Origin of the sequence: Lysinibacillus sp. FSL R5-0849, assembly GCF_038595075.1 — a bacterium.
In the GTDB taxonomy this organism is placed as follows: Bacteria; Bacillota; Bacilli; order Bacillales_A; family Planococcaceae; genus Lysinibacillus; species Lysinibacillus fusiformis.
Genome location: NZ_CP152004.1, coordinates 4,563,418 through 4,579,582, shown reverse-complemented (window position 1 = coordinate 4,579,582; position 16,165 = coordinate 4,563,418). Strand labels below are relative to the sequence as shown.

The following is a 16,165-nucleotide window of genomic DNA, read 5'->3' as shown; positions in this document are numbered from 1 at the left end:
GAATTAGGCAAAAATAAGCAGATTCCTGTTTAATATCTTCTTATATAAATATGAGTTAGTTCTCTATGATAAATCTTCTCCGAAAATACTAACCGTTTGTCGATCTACTACAAATTCGTGGCCATTCCATTTTAATATATTTTCCACATATCCTAAGCCATCAGCATGGTACCTACCTGCAATCTCTTGATACGCTAAAATTTCATAGGTCCCATCCCGATCATAATCAACAGGATATAATCCGCTAATTGGGTCAACCCAGCCTTCAATCGGTTGCTTTAATGTCCCATCTGGATGATAGATTTCTGCTAAATATTCCGGGCCTTTATATTGTAAATCAAGTATATATTTTTTTGCAGGAGCCTTACTTTGAACAACTGCCTTATAGTTGTTGGCATAATTGACAGTATATTGGAGCTTAGTATTAAATGATTCTGTGTCAAAAATGGAATGCACCTGATTATTCGTAGAGGAGAATATTTCCCCGTTAATAATTCCTCCGCTACCTCCTGTATCAGAAATAACCATGATATCCTCAATATGATTACCAGTAAAATCTCCTAGAAAAATGGTTGGGTGATAGCCCACATTTTCTTTTAGTGGGATTTGTTCGATTCGCCCTGTTTGCCCATAAAAAATGGTTAAGGTTATGTTTTCCCATAAAGGGCTACCAGGCTTTTGAGTCCCCATTAAAAAAATAGTTTCAAAGAAGCCATCCCCATTAATATCTCCAAATTTAGTTTGAATAACCTGTGGTGCTAAATGGGATGCGATGCCCGCACCTTGCGGAGAATTTATGTTATTAGTCATATATACACCTCTCTCATAGTCTTAGCATATGTTGTAAACAAAGCTTGGTGCATAAAAATTCGAATAGATCTAAACCATATTAAACAGACAAAAAAACTTGAATTTCACCCATTGACATTTTTAAAGGTGATAAGTAATATAAATGTCAACGAATCAGAAAATTCAGTACCACATGTTATCTCACTACAAATTTGTAGCGCGGGATTTTTTTTATCATTAATCCTTAGTAAATATATAAGATTTATATATATTGGGAAGAAGGAGATTTTTTGAAGAATTTATTTGTTAAAACGGAGCAACAGCGATTTTGGTTAGATAAGTTAGAAGCCATCTCAAATCCTATAAAGGCCGAGGCAGCTGAGGTAGATGAACAATCTCGTTTCCCGTTTGAAGCACATCGACTACTCCAGCAAATTGGTTATCCGCAACTTACTTTACCGAAACAATATGGAGGAGAGGGTCTATCAGTCTATGACATGGTGCTTATACAAGAAACATTAGCAAGCTATGACGAGAATGCCTCGCTCTCCCTCGGATGGACATTAGGCGTTGTGGGCGAAATATATGCCACAAAATTATGGACGGAGGATTTATTAACGGCATTTGCAGAGGAAATAAAGAAAGGTGCCATGATTAATAGGGCTGTAAGTGAAGCAGCAACTGGGAGCCCAACACGTGGGGGGAGACCAGGAACAAATGCTGTTTCTATAAAAGACGGATGGCGCATAAATGGACGCAAAATCTTTACTACAGCTTCCCCAGTATTAGATTATTTCCTCACTTCGGCTTGGATTGAAGAGAAGCAACAAATTGGGTTCTTCCTCATCCATAAAGATTCAATAGGATTATCCATTGAGGAAAACTGGGAAATGTCTGCCATGCGAGGTACTAGCAGCCATGATCTCGTATTAAATGATGTCGTTGTGGCTAAAGATCACTTAGTCGAATTACCAAACCATCCTAGTGGCGGTAAAATAAATGGCTGGATTCTCCATATCCCGGCCACATACCTAGGAATTGCACAAGCTGCCCGTGACTATGCGGTACATTTCGCTAATCATCATCAACCTAATAGCTTGAATGCCCCGATCAGTACATTACCAAATGTTCAACAGCTTTTAGGAGACATCGAGTTAAAGCTTCATCAAGCACGCTTTGTCTTATATGGGGTAGCTGAGGCATACGATAATCCAGCAAGACGCGCCATTTTAACAAATGAGATGGCTGTTGCTAAACATACCGTAACGAATATCGCAATTGACATTGTTGATAAGGCGATGCGTGTAGTCGGGGCGAAAAGCTTACAATTGTCAAATCCGCTACAGCGCTATTATCGAAACGTACGTGCGGGGCTTCATAACCCACCAATGGATGATATGACCATAATTAAATTAGCTACGGCTGCTATCGAACAGCAGAAATTAAATGACCATCAATAATAATGTGGATAATAAGGAGAAATGTTACATGAAGAAGAATAAGATATTTCAATTAGCTGCGATTGGATTGGCTTCTGTCGCACTTTTAGCGGGCTGTAATCCTGGAGAGTCAGCTGATAAGAATTCAGATGATGGTGGCGAAGTTCGTACAATCAAAGTTGCCTATGATCAGGCCTCAAAGCCTATTAGTTATATAGATGATAATGGAAATCCAACAGGTTATGACGTAGAGGTAATGAAATTAGTAGATGAATTATTACCAGACTATCAATTTGAATATGTAGGAACGACAAGTGATGATTTATTAATTGGTGTAGAGCAAGGGAAATATCAGGTTGGGGTGAAAAACGCATTCTTTACACAGGAACGGACAGAGAAATTTATTTTCCCAAAGGAATTTTTAGGATTAAGTAGTGCAGGCCTAGTATTACGTAAAGAAGATGAAGGGATAAAGACATTAGCTGATTTTGCGAAAAAGGGCTATTCGTTGGCACCTATTGCAGCTAATAATGCGCAATACACAATTATTGATGAATATAATACGGCCAACCCTGACAATAAAGTAAAGCTTCAAGCGGGTGACGCATTTACAGTTGACGTTGTGCAGTGGGTAAATGAAGGGCGCGTCGATGGTGGCGTTATGATTGAAGGACCATTTAAACAGCAAGTACTTGCAGAAGATGGACCCTATAATAACTTAAAAGATGAAGTAGTCTATAATGAATTTTCTGTGATTAAAACATGGCCTCTTTTCAATAAAAAAGAACAAGAATTTGCGGATGCTTACGATAAAGCCATCGCTAAAATTAAAGAACAGAAGAAAACAAACGAATTGAGCACGAAATTCTATGGCCGTGATTTATTTGAAGTGTTAGAAACTGTTAATCGTTAATTTAAAGCATATTGACCATTATTAGGACTGTTGAGGCTGGCACGCTCAGCAGTCTTTATTCATAAAACAAAAGTTGGTGAGGAAATGGATAAATATTTTGACGCGACCTATATTTGGAGCGCGATCCCCGTCTTATTACCGTTTTTAAAAATCACGTTTTTAGTTGCAGGGTCCTCTATCGTCTTAGGCACAATATTTGGCTTATTACTAGCGGCAGCTAAGCTCTCTTCTGTCAAGCTATTACGAAAATTAGCGAACCTGTATACGACGATTATGCGATGTACACCATCTATTGTTTTATTATTTCTTGTCTATTATGGTGTACCCGCATTAGCTGAAAACTTTGGTCTCAATCTCCATTCCATTGAAACGGCTATTTTCGTGGTAGTAACATTCACATTACAATTTGCAGCAATTATGTCAGAGGTGATGCGATCGGCTTATTTAGCCATTCCGAAAGGGCAGTTTGAAGCGGCTGTTAGTGTAGGGTTAACGCCCATACAAGCCTACAGAAGAATTATTTTCCCCCAGGCACTTGTCGTTGCATTACCCAACTTTGGAAATGGCATGATTGCTTTATTACAGGAAGGTGCCTTGGCCTATACGATCGGATTAATTGATATTGTAGGGAAGGCCAATTTAATTATAGCTAGTAATATTAATGCTCATGCCTTAGAGATTTATATCGCCTTGGCTATTATTTATTGGGTATTATCTATTATTATTGAAAAGATATTTACTATATTAGAAAAGATATTTGGTAGGGGTAAAAAGACCTTAGAAACAACGTAAGGAGGCGTAACCATGAATTATCAATTTTTACTTGAAACATTTTTCGTTGCACTATCAGGTGTTCCCATCGCACTCCTTGTCACAGTTGTTGCTCTGTTCATTGCGCTGCCACTAGGATTTTTACTGGCGTTAACGAGGATTAACAAAATTCCAGTTGTACATCATTTAGCAAAGATCTACGTATCCTTTGTGCGAGGAACACCAATTATTATACAAATTTTCATTATTTATAGTAGTATTCCGCTTATGTTAAAAATTATTTTTGAAAAATATCAAATTCCATATGATATATATAAAATCAATCCAATATGGTATGCATTTATTGTGTTTGCATTCAGTTCAACAGCTATATTAATAGAGGTATTTCGTTCGGCGTTAAGTACCATTGAAAAGGGACAATTGGAGGCAGCATACTCAGTAGGTTTGACAACATTCCAAGCGTATACCCGAATCATTATTCCACAAGCATTAGTTGTTGCGCTACCGAATATTTGTACAGCGACAGTCAATTTGATTAAAGCAACTTCCTTAGGGTACGCAATGTCTCTACCTGAAATTACATTGAAGGCAAAGGTAGCTGCAAATGTCGGCTACAATTATGTGGAAGCCTATCTTGATATCTTTATTGTGTATTTAATTTTATGTAGCACAGTCGAATACTTGTTCAAGCGTTATGAAAAATATTTAAGCAAATACAAAGCGGCCAATGCCTAAGGGGTGAATGAGCATGTTAGAAATTAAAAATATTCATAAATCATTTGGTGAAAATGAAATTTTAAAGGGTGTAGATTTAGCTATCGATCAAGGTGATGTAGTCGTTATTCTAGGTCCTAGTGGCTCAGGAAAAACAACATTATTACGCTGTATCAATTTTTTAGAAAAAGCGGATCAAGGACATGCGACATTTGGAGATATTGAAGTGGATTTTCAACATGTAAAGAAAAAAGACGTACATGCAATTCGCCAGCGTGTGGCATTTGTCTTCCAAAACTATAATCTTTTCACGAATAAAACGGCATTAGAAAATGTCACAGAAGGGCTAATTATTGGACGAAAAGTTCCTAAGACAGAGGCAGTAGAAATTGGCAAAAGGGCTCTTGATAAAGTAGGCTTATCTGAAAAATATGACGCATATCCAAGTCAGTTATCGGGAGGTCAGCAACAACGGGTAGGGATTGCAAGGGCGGTAGCGTTGAATCCAGATATTATTTTATTCGATGAGCCAACGTCTGCACTTGACCCCGAACTAGTAGGCGAGGTACTACAGGTCATGAAAAATATTGCAGCTGAGGGGACAACAATGCTTGTGGTGACGCATGAAATGGGTTTTGCAAAAGACGTAGCAAACCGTGTTATCTTCATGGATGGAGGAGTTGTCGTAGAGGAAGGTAGCCCTCATGATATTTTTGTTAGCCCGAAAGAGGAACGGACGAAGAAATTTTTAAAACGTGTCATTCCAGAAGACTATACGTTCTATATTTAACGAGGATCATTTCCATTCGGACTAAGCTCCAATGTATACAGGGGTGTCGACTGGAGCTTTGTAGCCCTGAATGGAGATCACTTCGTACATTCAACACTTCCCTATCATTGAAGGAAGTACGTTAATTTGTTGATGGAATAAATGTGTAACTCGTGCATAGCTCTTGTACAGGCTGTATAGAAATAGTTACGTTCTGTTTCTCGTGAATAGTTGGCGGCTGATGCATTATAGATCAGGACCGCGTCAAATTCGATCCCCTTTGCCATATAGGCGGGGAGTAATAATATACCCTTTTTAAATTGCTTAGTGTTGTGTGTAATAAGTTGAATATCACCGTGATTGCTTAATTGTTCAAACACTGCTGAGCATTCCGCTGCAGTTTTACAAATAACAGCGATCGTTTCAAATTTATGAGATAGGGTGTTGATGCTCTGGATAATTTGTTTATTTAACTCCAACTCATTTGGCAAAATTGTAATCGAAGGTTCTAGACCATCTCGGTTAAACGCCTCTACTTCACTACCATCATTTAAAATTTTAGCAGTGAGCTGAATGATTTGCTTTGTCGAACGATAGCTTTTCGTTAAAATCATCTTTTCAGCATGCTCACCATATAATTGAGGGTCGAGCAGTGAAGGATTATCAAAGGTATGCGGATGTATAGTTTGATGGCCATCGCCTAAGATTGTCATACGCGCTTTAGGAAATAATTGCTGTAAGACGGTTAGTTGGAATGGAGAATAATCTTGTGCTTCATCAATTAATACATGGCGAATTGTCGTATTTGTTTGCTGACCTTCAATTTTATCCTGTAAATATAAAAACGGAGCTGCATCTTCATAAGCAATTAATCGTTTTGCTAAATTAGGAAGGGTGTTTTGGCAAATGTCCTCCCAATTGTCTGGGACAAGCTGCTGAAATTCTTGATAGAGAGAATTAGATATATCAAAGAGTTGACGATAGGTACCTAATATATGAACGAATCTTAATTGATTGACAGAGTTTCGTAAAGGTTTAAAATGTTTTTTTACAATTTGGCGCGCTAATTTTTTGCGTTCATGATCAAAATCATCAAATGAGTTTTCTGTATAGCGTCCCTCATATAAGAGCTCACTGTAAGACTTGGAGTAGTCTTCCTTGTCTAATAGCTCAGTCGCTTCTTCTACCCAATCCTTCGTACGTTCAGCTCTTTCAATTTTCGTTAATTGCTGTAATAACCATTCCTTCACTAATTGTAGGCGATTTGGTATCGACATGGAGGATGGGAAAGAATAAAAGAATTCAGTAATTTCCTGTGCAGTAATAATTCGTTCTCCACGAAAAACAATATTTTTAAATAATAAGCCTTTATTCGACAAATAGCTTACATATTGGTCGATCAATTGTTTGTAAGTAAGGCTTGCTTTAAATGAAATGCTATTTAATTTTGTTACATATTGAGCTTCATCTTTTTCTGTTAATAGATCTTCAAGCTGCTCATAAGGGTATTCTAATTGGAACTGACGACCTAAACGTTTTTCAGCATATTCAATAAACGTTAGTTGTTGCATATTGTCTTCACCTAAGTCAGGTAGGACGGTATGGACATATTGATTAAAAAGTTGATTAGGCGTAATTAGTAAAATTTGATCTGCTGTCATTTCATTACGATATCGGTATAATAAATAAGCCACTCGTTGGAGTGCGACGGCCGTTTTACCACTACCCGCAACACCTTCTACTATGAGGTAACGTGAGTGGATATGGCGAATAATTTTGTTTTGTTCCGCTTGAATGGTTGCAACGATACTGCGAATATGTTCGTTTGCATTTTGTGCAAGGATATCGAGCAATAAGTCATCACCAATGGTTAGGCCTGTATTAAACATGGATTGTAGCTGACCATTTTTAATAATAAATTGCCGTTTAAGCAGCATCTCACCGTGAATATCCTCCGTTGTAGTTTCGTAGGAAGCTTCACCAGGAGTGCAATCATAATACATACTGGAAATGGGTGCACGCCAGTCATAAATGATGATGTTTTCATCTTGCTCATCTAAAAGTGTGGCAACACCTATATAAATTTTTAGAGGTTCAGAATGCTCACTTTGTAAAAAATCGATTCGTGCAAAATAGGGTGACTGCTGTAAACGTTCATAAACCTTTACATTTCGAATGGCCCTTTGCTGTGCAAGTTCTGAATCTGAAAGTAGCTCTACTTGTTGTTTAATAGCAAAGAATGTTTCATCAACATCCTCAGCAGTATCTAAATTGACTCTGACATCGTTCCAGAAAGTTTTCTTAATGGCGACAGCATTTTCTTTAAAGCCCTTTTCTTGAAGCAGTAATTCCTTCATTTTGGCATCAATGATATTTAAACAATGCTCAAGGTGCTGCTTTTCTTCCATCCACTCATGTTGATTTTCCAATGTCTACTCACATTCCTCTCCATAGTTATTATCTTCGCTCGGCATGAACCCTTACCTATATAGATGGTGGGATGTAGGTAATTGTGATTCCTTTTCAATGGCTGAACACTGATCCTTTGAATAACTCGAAAGTCTTCAAACGTAATTATCTCAAGGAGATTTAGTATGGTGATTGAATCAGGAAATTTATCATACATCTACTTCGGTAAGAAGTATAGTCTAGTAATTTTTGTAAATTTATGATACAATAATGGTATAAGGTAATAAAATATTGATATGCATAGACTGCTCTACGAAAAGGTGGAGCAGTCTTTTTTATATGTAGAAAAGTCCGGAATTATTCCTGTTTTTAAAGAAATGATTATTAATTACATGACCTTTTAGTAGAAATATATTTATTTGAATTATCAAAATATATTGACATTTCATATTCTATTTTTTATTCTTGTGTATAAAGTTTCCGTTAATCGGAACGGTTTTCCGTGTAACGGAAAATATGGTGTGTAATCACTTGCCTAATTGCTACGTTGTCTATGTCTCGGTTTAAAGAATAATAAATAGTAGGGGGAGACGGTTATGGTAAACCTGCATCAAGAAAAAAAAGAAGCTGAACCACGTATACAGGGAATTAATGCATTTGTATTAATGTTTATTATTATTTTAGTGATGTCGCTATTAACGTATATTTTACCAGCGGGACAGTATGAAAGAGTTGAGAGTAATGGGAGAATGGTTGTTGATCCGGAATCCTTTCAATACATAAGCTCAAATCCTGTTGGCTTCCTAGAAATATTTAATAGTGTGCATTTGGGGATGCTTGAGGGTGCTCCCATCATTTTATTTGTCTTTCTATTTGGTGGAGCTTTAGGAATCATGCAAAAAACGGGTGCCATTGATTCGTTTATTAAAGTGATGGCCTCTAAGTTTGGGAAAAAGGAGTACGTATTAATCCCTATTCTCGTATTAATATTTGCTAGTTTAGGAACATTAATTGGCTCTGCAGAGGATACGCTAGTATATATAGCCATCATTATCCCTTTAACAATGGCACTCGGTATGGATGCAATGACAGGCTTTGCTATCGTTATGCTCGGTACATTAGCAACGGGCTTTACATCGGGCATTACAAACCCTTTTAACATTGGTGTCGCTCAAACAATTGCCGAGCTTCCGATGTATTCAGGGATGTCATATCGAATAGTCGTGTTTGCCGCTTTTTATATTTTGACAGTCCTTTTTATATATAGACATGCTAAAAAAATAAAGAGCGACCCATCGAAAGGGATTTATGGAAAGTTTAATCCGGAGGAAAGTATAAAGATTGATCTGGACTTTAAAATAAGTACACGACATTTACTAGCATTATTTGTACTATTGGGTAATTTTGTTGCATTAATTGTGGGGGTAATAAAATTCCAATGGTATATAAGTGAAATTGGCGGAATCTTTTTATTAAGCAGTATTATTATGTCTATTATATGTAAGATTGGACCGAATAAAATGGCTGAAGGTTTTATTACGGGAGCTCGAGATATGGTAGAAGGGGCTCTAATCATTGGATTTGCCCAAACCATTTTAGTGATTACGACGAATGGAGGATTAATTGATACTATTCTGCATTTTGTTTCTAATGCCGTAAGTGTTCTACCAGCTTCAATAAATGCAGTAGGGATGTTTTTACTTCAGCTCTGCTTAAATTTCTTAGTACCATCTGGAAGTGGACAAGCAGCGTTAACAATGCCGATTATGACACCTTTAGCAGATTTAATTGGTGTAACTAGGCAAACAGCTGTACTGGCTTTCCAATTTGGTGATGGTATTTCAAATATGGTTATTCCAACGAGTGGGGTTTTATTAGCAGGATTAGCAATTGCAGGTATCCCATTTTCAAAATGGGTTAGATGGGTATTTCCTTATTTCCTTATACAGACATGCTTAGCAATTGTCTTATTAGTCATTGCACATCTCATAAACTATGGACCATTTTAATAATATAAATCATATAGTAGGAGTGATTAGATTGGTAGAAACAATTGATTTAAAACAACAGGTAATTAAATGGCGTCGGCATTTGCATATGTATCCAGAATTATCACATCAGGAGCATGAGACAGCCCGATATATTTATAATCAACTAGTAACGTTTCCACATTTAGAGGTGAAGCGTTTAACAGAGACGAGTGTATGTGCATTTTTAAAGGGGACGAAAACAGAAAATAAGGGGCATACCATTTTACTGCGAGCTGATATTGATGCATTGCCGATTGAAGAAGAAACGGATTTACTTTTTAAATCAACCAATCCCGGAGTCATGCATGCGTGTGGTCATGATGCCCATCCAGCGATGCTACTTGGTGCAGCAAAAGCATTGGCTGAGCGTGGGACTGATTTTTGTGGAGAAATTCGTTTTGTTTTTCAGCATGCTGAAGAGGTGACTCCTGGAGGAGCTGCTCAACTAGTAGCCCTAGGAATTGTAGAAAATGTCGATTATGCCTTTGCTCTACATGTGAGCCCTGATTATGAGGTAGGACAATTTGCTATGAAAGACGGTAAATTTACTGCAGCGGCAGATGATTTTGAAATTAAAATCTACGGTAGGGGCGGCCATGCGTCTACACCAGAGGTCGCTATAGATCCATTACTTATTGGTTCTGAAATAGTTGTAGCTCTGCAAACAATTGTGTCACGTAAAGTACCGAGTACACATGCGCCTGTTTTAACGGTGGCAAAATTTCATTGTGGAACGGCCTTAAATATTATTGCTGATACAGCAGAGCTTGGTGGAACGATTCGTTCACTAGATTCTACGATTCGTGTAGATGCGCGTAAACATTTAGAAAAGATAGCTACAAGTATTGCTTCCATGCACGGTGCAAAGGTAGAAATTAAATGGGAGCTAGGATGTCCCTCTGTTACAAATGATAAAGAATTAACAGCGTTATCCCGCCGTATAGCTGGAGAGATTGTGGGAGATACAGGTGTGAAGGAGTTACCTGGACCAATGTTTGGTACAGAGGATTTCGCAGATTTTTCAGAAGTTGTTCCTTCATCGATGCAATTTATAGGGGTACATAACGAAGAGTTTGGAGAAGCGTACCCATTACACCATCCTCGTTTTAAAATTGATGAAGAAGCTCTAATTTATGGTGTTCGTTACTTTGAAAATATTGCACGAACACTATGTCCATAAGGGTGAAGTAAGCTAAAAATAATTCATATAGAAGGCATGAGTGCGATTTAGTACATGACTCATGCCTTTTAAATTGCTTGTAAGGATATATTGAAAAGCACTAAAGGATTGTTTATCTTATACGATATAGAAACTGGAAGGGAGGTGAGAAGAGATGAAGGTAATTTTCACAGTTGGATTACCTGGAAGTGGAAAAAGTACATTTGTGAAGCAGCTTGCGAAAAGAGAAAATGCCGTTGTTCTTTCTAGTGACGCTATACGTCAAGAGTTATTTGGTGACGCAACAAAACAGAAATCACGTCAGGTCTTTCGTACATTATATGAGCGTCTTAATGACCTTGTGGCAAAGGGTTATACGGTCATTGTAGATGCTACCAATATTGAACGGGAGCGGAGGATATTTGCACTACGTAAATTGCCAAGCTCGGTTAGGAAGGAATGCTATTATTTTGACACGCCCTATTCCATATGTGTAGCTAGAAACCAACAACGGAAGAGAAATGTACCGTTAGTGGTAATGGAAAAAATGAGTAAGCATTTAGAATTTCCGACGGCGGGAGAAGGATTTGATGAAGTGCATATCGTACATGAATCTAGCCCCTATGCAATTTCCAAACAACAATTTATTTCGCTTATTCAACGTGAGCCCAATTATGAGGAGCTTTTTCAAACACTTCGAGCAATCCCACTTTTTAAAGAGATTTATCATTTCAATCAAGAAAATCCACATCACCAATTCCTATTATGTCAACATACTTATTTTGTCTTTGCCTATATCAATGAATACTATTCGGAAAGTGATAAGCTGGCATTACAAATAGCAGCATTATTCCATGATGTGGGTAAGCCATTTTGTAAGAAGTATAAACCGTTGCAACAACGATTTGGCTATTTTGGCCATGAAAATGTATCGGCACAGAGGGCTTGTCATTTTTTATTGGAATTGGGTTTTGAAGAGGATTTTGTATTAAAGGTCGTCTATTTAGTACAATTCCATATGCTAATCCAGTATGGTGGCGATCAAGGGGGAAGTGAAATTTATCATTTATTAGATGGGGATTTATTAACTAGGCTTTACTTTTTCCGTGAGGCCGACCAATTTGCTAAATAAACAGTAAAGAAAGGAAGTGTAAATATGACGAAATTAATGAAATACCCAAGAAGCTACCATTTACCATGGAGCAGAAGCTATACTCATGATGACAAGGTTGCTAAAAATGTGAATCATTTTATTGGGAAAGAGGTTGTTGTCACTGAAAAGTTAGATGGAGAAGGAACAACGCTGTACAAGGACTATATGCATGCTAGAAGCATCCATTCAGCTAACCATCCTTCTAGACATTGGGTCAAAACATTCCATGCTAGTTTTTCTTATCAGATCCCAGGTAGTTGGCGATTATGTGGGGAAAATATGTACGCGAAGCATTCTATATATTATCAGGCATTAACAAGTTATTTTTATTTATTTAGTATTTGGAATGAAGATAATATTTGTTTGAGTTGGGATGAGACGGTTGCCTTTGCGGAAAAATTAGGTGTTGAAACGGTGCCTGTTTTATACAGAGGGATTTTTGATGAGCGTAAAATAAAACGAATGTTTACTGGGAAATCAATGTTTGATGGTGAGCAAGAGGGTTATGTCATTCGAAATGCCGCATCCTTTCATTATGATGACTTCCAATATAATTTGGGCAAATTTGTGAGACCTCACCATGTTCAAACAAGTGAGCATTGGCTACAAGAAAAAGTAATACCTAACCGTTTAAAATAAACGTAATTACATTCATTTATGAAAAGGACTGAGAAAAATGTAATACTTTATAGAATAAATCAACCATAGTATATATGAGGAAGTTGCTAGGCTGCATATCCCTTTCATCTAGGGATTACAGGTTCGATTCCTGTCATCCTCCATCCAAAAAAGAACTCCCGTCACTAGTACGAGAGTTCTTTTATATTATTTAGTGTAATTATCGAAATATCCTTGAATATAAATCATAGGAGTTCCTTTGTCCCCTGAACCTGATGTTAAATCAGATAGAGAGCCGATAAGGTCAGTTAAGCGGCGCGGTGTTGTTCCTTGTGCAGCCATTTGACCTGTTAAATCTTCATCTTTATTTTGAATGTATTCAGAAATAGCAGCTTTTAACTCTTCTCCTCGAAGATCAGCAAAGTCATTGTCTGCTAAATATTTTAATTTAACCTCGTTAGGAGTTCCGTTTAATCCGGCTGTGAATGCTGGAGAAACAACAGGATCTGCTAACTCCCAAATCTTACCCACAGGATCTTTGAATGCACCATCTCCGTAAATCATAACTTCTACAGTTTTTCCTGTAGCTTCTTTGATTTTAGCTTGGATACCGTCAACAATTGGCTGGCAAGTATGTGGGAACAACTTAATACTATCTTCTGTAGCTTTGTTAGAGCCAAGTAGTCCATATTCAGCATTGAAACCAGATCCATTGATGGATTCAGCTAAAATATTATCAAGGCTGTAAACTTTTTCAGCACCGTTTGCTGTTAAAATGCGCTTTGTGCGGAAACGTGAGTGAATATCACATGCTAGAACACTCTTTGTATAATCTAAAATTGTTTTTGGGTTATTGGAGAAGATGACCTCACATGTAGCCCCTTCTGCTTCAATTAATTCTTTATAGTATTCAATATAATCTACACCAGTAAATGTATGCTTTTTATAGCCGAAATGCTCGCGAAATTCCACTTCATTTAATGTATCTGTCCAAGGATTAATGCCTTTTACATCTAACTCATCGATATCGACAAGATGATTACCAACTTCATCAGATGGGTAGCTTAGCATTAAGACAACCTTTTTAACGCCCTTAGCAATACCACGTAAACAGTTAGCAAAACGATTTCGACTTAAAATAGGGAAAATAACTCCTACAGTATCATTGCCAAATTTCGCGGCCACATCCACAGCGATATCATCAATTGTTGCGTAGTTCCCTTGTGCACGTGCTACGACTGACTCAGTTACGGTCACAATATCTCGATCCTCAATAGCGTAACCTTCTACTTTCGCAGCATTTAACACCGTATCTAAAACGATTTGTTCAATATGATCGCCTTCGTTAATAATAGGACCACGAAGACCTCTTACAACTGTACCGATTACACGTTCCAACTTAATCTCTCCTCATTTAACTTTCGTAAAGTGATGTAAAATCCATATGGTTTTACTATACGCCTCACTCATGATATAAGTAAAATTAATAGTTCATATACTAGCTATAAGAGGTGCTTATATGATAGGGAAATTAGATTTATACCGTGTTTTTAGTGTTGTAGCTAAAAATAATAGCTTTTCAAGAGCCGCCAAGGATTTATATATGACTCAACCTGCTGTTAGTCAAGCGATGATGCAACTGGAAAAGGAGCTGGGTACACGTCTTTTTAATCGGACGCCTAAGGGGGTCACTTTGACAACAGAGGGCAGTCTGCTATTTGAATATACAAATTCGGCTTTAGGACTGTTAGATGCGGGTGAAGAAAAGTTATTAGAATTTAAAAATTTAACAACTGGGCAACTAAAGATTGGCGTAGGAGATACGATTTCACGTTTTTTCCTTATGCCTTATTTAGAGGCATTTCATACGATGTATCCGAATATTAAGTTGGAAATGCTAAATGGTACTACCTCAGAAATTTGTAATTTTATTAAATCAGGTGAGGTGGATATCGGTTTTTGTAATTTTCCTATAGAGGATTCGACATTACAGTTAACGGTATGTACGGATATTCAAGATATTTTTGTCTGTGGGGAGAAATATAAGACACTGGCTTCTAAAAGTTTAAGCTATGAGGACCTGTTAAAATTCCCGCTTATTTTCCTGGAGAAAAAATCCAATTCCCGCAAATACGTAGAGGATTTCTTATTATCCAATGGGGTCCATATTGAACCTGAGTTTGAGTTAGGTTCACATGATCTTGTATTAGAATTTGCCCGTAGTAATTTAGGAATCGCATGTGTTACAAAGGAGTTTTCAAAGGATTATCTCCACCGAGGACTTCTATACGAATTATCTTTAAATGGGAAAATTCCGCCAAGGAGTATAGGTATGTGCTTTTTAAAGACCGTACCCCTTTCTCGAGCGGCGACCAAATTTGTCGAAATCATTGAACATAAACGTTTTAATACTAGAAGAACCATCAAAAAAGCTTAGCGACGGGAAAAGTCAGCTAAGCTTTTTTTGATAATGCTTCAATTAAAATATCGACATTCCGCTTATTTTTCATAGTTGGCGAACAAAGATAAGAAAATGTCCGCATAAAATGCTGTCCTTCAAGGGAGAGAATCGCCATATCACCATTTTTCAACTCACGCTCAATGACACACGCAGACAGTAGGGAAAGCCCAAGTCCTTGCATAACGCTTTCTTTAACGCCCTGATTACTGCTAATGGTTAACAGTGATTGGACCAGTAAACCATTAGCTCTAAATAAATGATCTAAATAATAACGTGTGCCGGAGCCTTCCTCACGCGCAACCCAGCTTTGCTGTTGAAGCTTGTCCGCAGTAATAGGCAATTGCTTTGTCAATGGATGATTACTTGCACTGACAATAAATAACTCATCCTGCATAAATGGCTTAATCAAAAGTTCATTGTCGTGGGCTTGTCCTTCTATCAGGCCAATATCAACTTGCAATAATTTTGTATATTGAATGATTTCTTTCGTATTACCAATAATAATTTGAAGCTCAAGTTGTGGGAAGCGTTGTTGCAAGCTAGCGATAATGGGAGGCAATATATATTCTCCAATGGTAAAACTAGCACCTATGACAAGTGTCCCTTGTACTTCTTGATGATAGGCTGCAATGTCATCCTTAGCTGCCTCAGTTATCGCCATAATCTGCTTAGCCCGTTTATAGAGAATTTCACCAGTTGGTGTAATTTGTACAGATTTTGGCGAACGAATAAATAAAGTAGTTTGTAATTCCTGCTCAAGGTTCTTAATGTGTAGGCTGACACTCGGCTGTGAAATATGAAGTATTTCTGAGGCCTTTGTAAAATTATTGACCTCTACCAGTGTGATGAACGTTTTTAAAGCCTCATATTGCATATTTACACCCCTGTAATTAGAAATATTAATAATAACAATTATATATATGTATTTTACTAATCATGA

14 protein-coding genes are annotated in these 16,165 nt (G+C 37.4%); 10 read left to right on the top strand and 4 right to left on the bottom strand.

What is annotated here, in order from left to right; all coding sequences use genetic code 11:
• Positions 1 to 63 precede the first annotated feature (63 nt).
• A complete protein-coding gene (locus MKY80_RS22790; protein ID WP_008180638.1) occupies positions 64 to 810 on the bottom strand; it encodes a hypothetical protein in 747 nt (248 codons plus the stop codon).
• Between the two features lie 269 nt (positions 811 to 1,079).
• On the opposite strand from MKY80_RS22790, the gene MKY80_RS22785 reads away from it, so the two are divergent.
• From MKY80_RS22785 to MKY80_RS22765, 5 genes are all read left to right on the top strand, one after another.
• Positions 1,080 to 2,249 (top strand): acyl-CoA dehydrogenase family protein, encoded by a 1,170-nt coding sequence (locus MKY80_RS22785; protein ID WP_008180637.1) that lies wholly within the window; start codon positions 1,080 to 1,082, stop codon positions 2,247 to 2,249.
• Between the two features lie 28 nt (positions 2,250 to 2,277).
• Entirely contained in the window at positions 2,278 to 3,141 is an 864-nt protein-coding gene (locus MKY80_RS22780) for a transporter substrate-binding domain-containing protein (RefSeq protein ID WP_043990745.1), read from the top strand.
• An 84-nt stretch (positions 3,142 to 3,225) separates the two neighbouring features.
• Entirely contained in the window at positions 3,226 to 3,933 is a 708-nt protein-coding gene (locus MKY80_RS22775) for an amino acid ABC transporter permease (RefSeq protein WP_025116503.1), read from the top strand.
• Between the two features lie 12 nt (positions 3,934 to 3,945).
• Positions 3,946 to 4,647 (top strand): amino acid ABC transporter permease, encoded by a 702-nt coding sequence (locus tag MKY80_RS22770; protein WP_090002654.1) that lies wholly within the window; start codon positions 3,946 to 3,948, stop codon positions 4,645 to 4,647.
• Positions 4,648 to 4,660: 13 nt separating this feature from the next.
• Entirely contained in the window at positions 4,661 to 5,416 is a 756-nt protein-coding gene (locus tag MKY80_RS22765; RefSeq protein ID WP_008180632.1) for an amino acid ABC transporter ATP-binding protein, read from the top strand.
• A gap of 104 nt (positions 5,417 to 5,520) precedes the next feature.
• Here MKY80_RS22765 and helD read toward each other — a convergent pair whose 3' ends face one another.
• Positions 5,521 to 7,824 carry an RNA polymerase recycling motor HelD gene (gene helD, locus MKY80_RS22760; RefSeq protein ID WP_089986422.1) on the bottom strand — a complete coding sequence of 768 codons (2,304 nt, stop codon included), beginning with the start codon at positions 7,822 to 7,824 and terminating at the stop codon, positions 5,521 to 5,523.
• A gap of 576 nt (positions 7,825 to 8,400) precedes the next feature.
• Between helD and MKY80_RS22755 the strand changes: the two genes are divergently transcribed.
• The 4 genes from MKY80_RS22755 to MKY80_RS22740 all read left to right on the top strand — a co-directional run bounded on the left by MKY80_RS22755 (position 8,401) and on the right by MKY80_RS22740 (position 12,785).
• Positions 8,401 to 9,813, top strand: coding sequence for an AbgT family transporter (locus MKY80_RS22755; RefSeq protein WP_089986421.1), 1,413 nt, complete (start codon positions 8,401 to 8,403; stop codon positions 9,811 to 9,813).
• 31 nt (positions 9,814 to 9,844) lie between these two features.
• Positions 9,845 to 11,014 (top strand): amidohydrolase, encoded by a 1,170-nt coding sequence (locus tag MKY80_RS22750; RefSeq protein ID WP_237068902.1) that lies wholly within the window; start codon positions 9,845 to 9,847, stop codon positions 11,012 to 11,014.
• Between the two features lie 154 nt (positions 11,015 to 11,168).
• The gene (locus tag MKY80_RS22745) at positions 11,169 to 12,125 is read left to right on the top strand and encodes an AAA family ATPase (protein ID WP_089986419.1); all 957 of its coding nucleotides are present in this window, start codon (positions 11,169 to 11,171) and stop codon (positions 12,123 to 12,125) included.
• Between the two features lie 24 nt (positions 12,126 to 12,149).
• Positions 12,150 to 12,785: an RNA ligase family protein gene (locus MKY80_RS22740; protein ID WP_089986418.1), complete on the top strand. Its 636-nt coding sequence runs from the start codon at positions 12,150 to 12,152 to the stop codon at positions 12,783 to 12,785.
• A 186-nt stretch (positions 12,786 to 12,971) separates the two neighbouring features.
• Here the strand turns inward: MKY80_RS22740 and MKY80_RS22735 are convergent, their stop codons facing one another.
• Positions 12,972 to 14,162 (bottom strand): coenzyme F420-0:L-glutamate ligase, encoded by a 1,191-nt coding sequence (locus MKY80_RS22735; RefSeq protein WP_008180626.1) that lies wholly within the window; start codon positions 14,160 to 14,162, stop codon positions 12,972 to 12,974.
• Between the two features lie 121 nt (positions 14,163 to 14,283).
• Between MKY80_RS22735 and MKY80_RS22730 the strand changes: the two genes are divergently transcribed.
• A complete protein-coding gene (locus tag MKY80_RS22730; RefSeq protein WP_008180625.1) occupies positions 14,284 to 15,201 on the top strand; it encodes a LysR family transcriptional regulator in 918 nt (305 codons plus the stop codon).
• 16 nt (positions 15,202 to 15,217) lie between these two features.
• Here MKY80_RS22730 and MKY80_RS22725 read toward each other — a convergent pair whose 3' ends face one another.
• The gene (locus MKY80_RS22725; RefSeq protein WP_089986417.1) at positions 15,218 to 16,099 is read right to left on the bottom strand and encodes a LysR family transcriptional regulator; all 882 of its coding nucleotides are present in this window, start codon (positions 16,097 to 16,099) and stop codon (positions 15,218 to 15,220) included.
• Positions 16,100 to 16,165: the final 66 nt, after the last annotated feature.

What these genes read in the sequence shown, in the direction of transcription:
- MKY80_RS22730 (WP_008180625.1), top strand. Translation starts at nt 14,284, where the DNA reads ATGATAGGGAAATTAGATTTATACCGTGTTTTTAGTGTTGTAGCTAAA.
- MKY80_RS22755 (WP_089986421.1), top strand. Translation starts at nt 8,401, where the DNA reads ATGGTAAACCTGCATCAAGAAAAAAAAGAAGCTGAACCACGTATACAG.
- MKY80_RS22745 (WP_089986419.1), top strand. Translation starts at nt 11,169, where the DNA reads ATGAAGGTAATTTTCACAGTTGGATTACCTGGAAGTGGAAAAAGTACA.
- MKY80_RS22790 (WP_008180638.1), bottom strand. Translation starts at nt 810, where the DNA reads ATGACTAATAACATAAATTCTCCGCAAGGTGCGGGCATCGCATCCCAT.
- MKY80_RS22725 (WP_089986417.1), bottom strand. Translation starts at nt 16,099, where the DNA reads ATGCAATATGAGGCTTTAAAAACGTTCATCACACTGGTAGAGGTCAAT.
- MKY80_RS22740 (WP_089986418.1), top strand. Translation starts at nt 12,150, where the DNA reads ATGACGAAATTAATGAAATACCCAAGAAGCTACCATTTACCATGGAGC.
- MKY80_RS22765 (WP_008180632.1), top strand. Translation starts at nt 4,661, where the DNA reads ATGTTAGAAATTAAAAATATTCATAAATCATTTGGTGAAAATGAAATT.
- MKY80_RS22780 (WP_043990745.1), top strand. Translation starts at nt 2,278, where the DNA reads ATGAAGAAGAATAAGATATTTCAATTAGCTGCGATTGGATTGGCTTCT.
- MKY80_RS22775 (WP_025116503.1), top strand. Translation starts at nt 3,226, where the DNA reads ATGGATAAATATTTTGACGCGACCTATATTTGGAGCGCGATCCCCGTC.
- MKY80_RS22770 (WP_090002654.1), top strand. Translation starts at nt 3,946, where the DNA reads ATGAATTATCAATTTTTACTTGAAACATTTTTCGTTGCACTATCAGGT.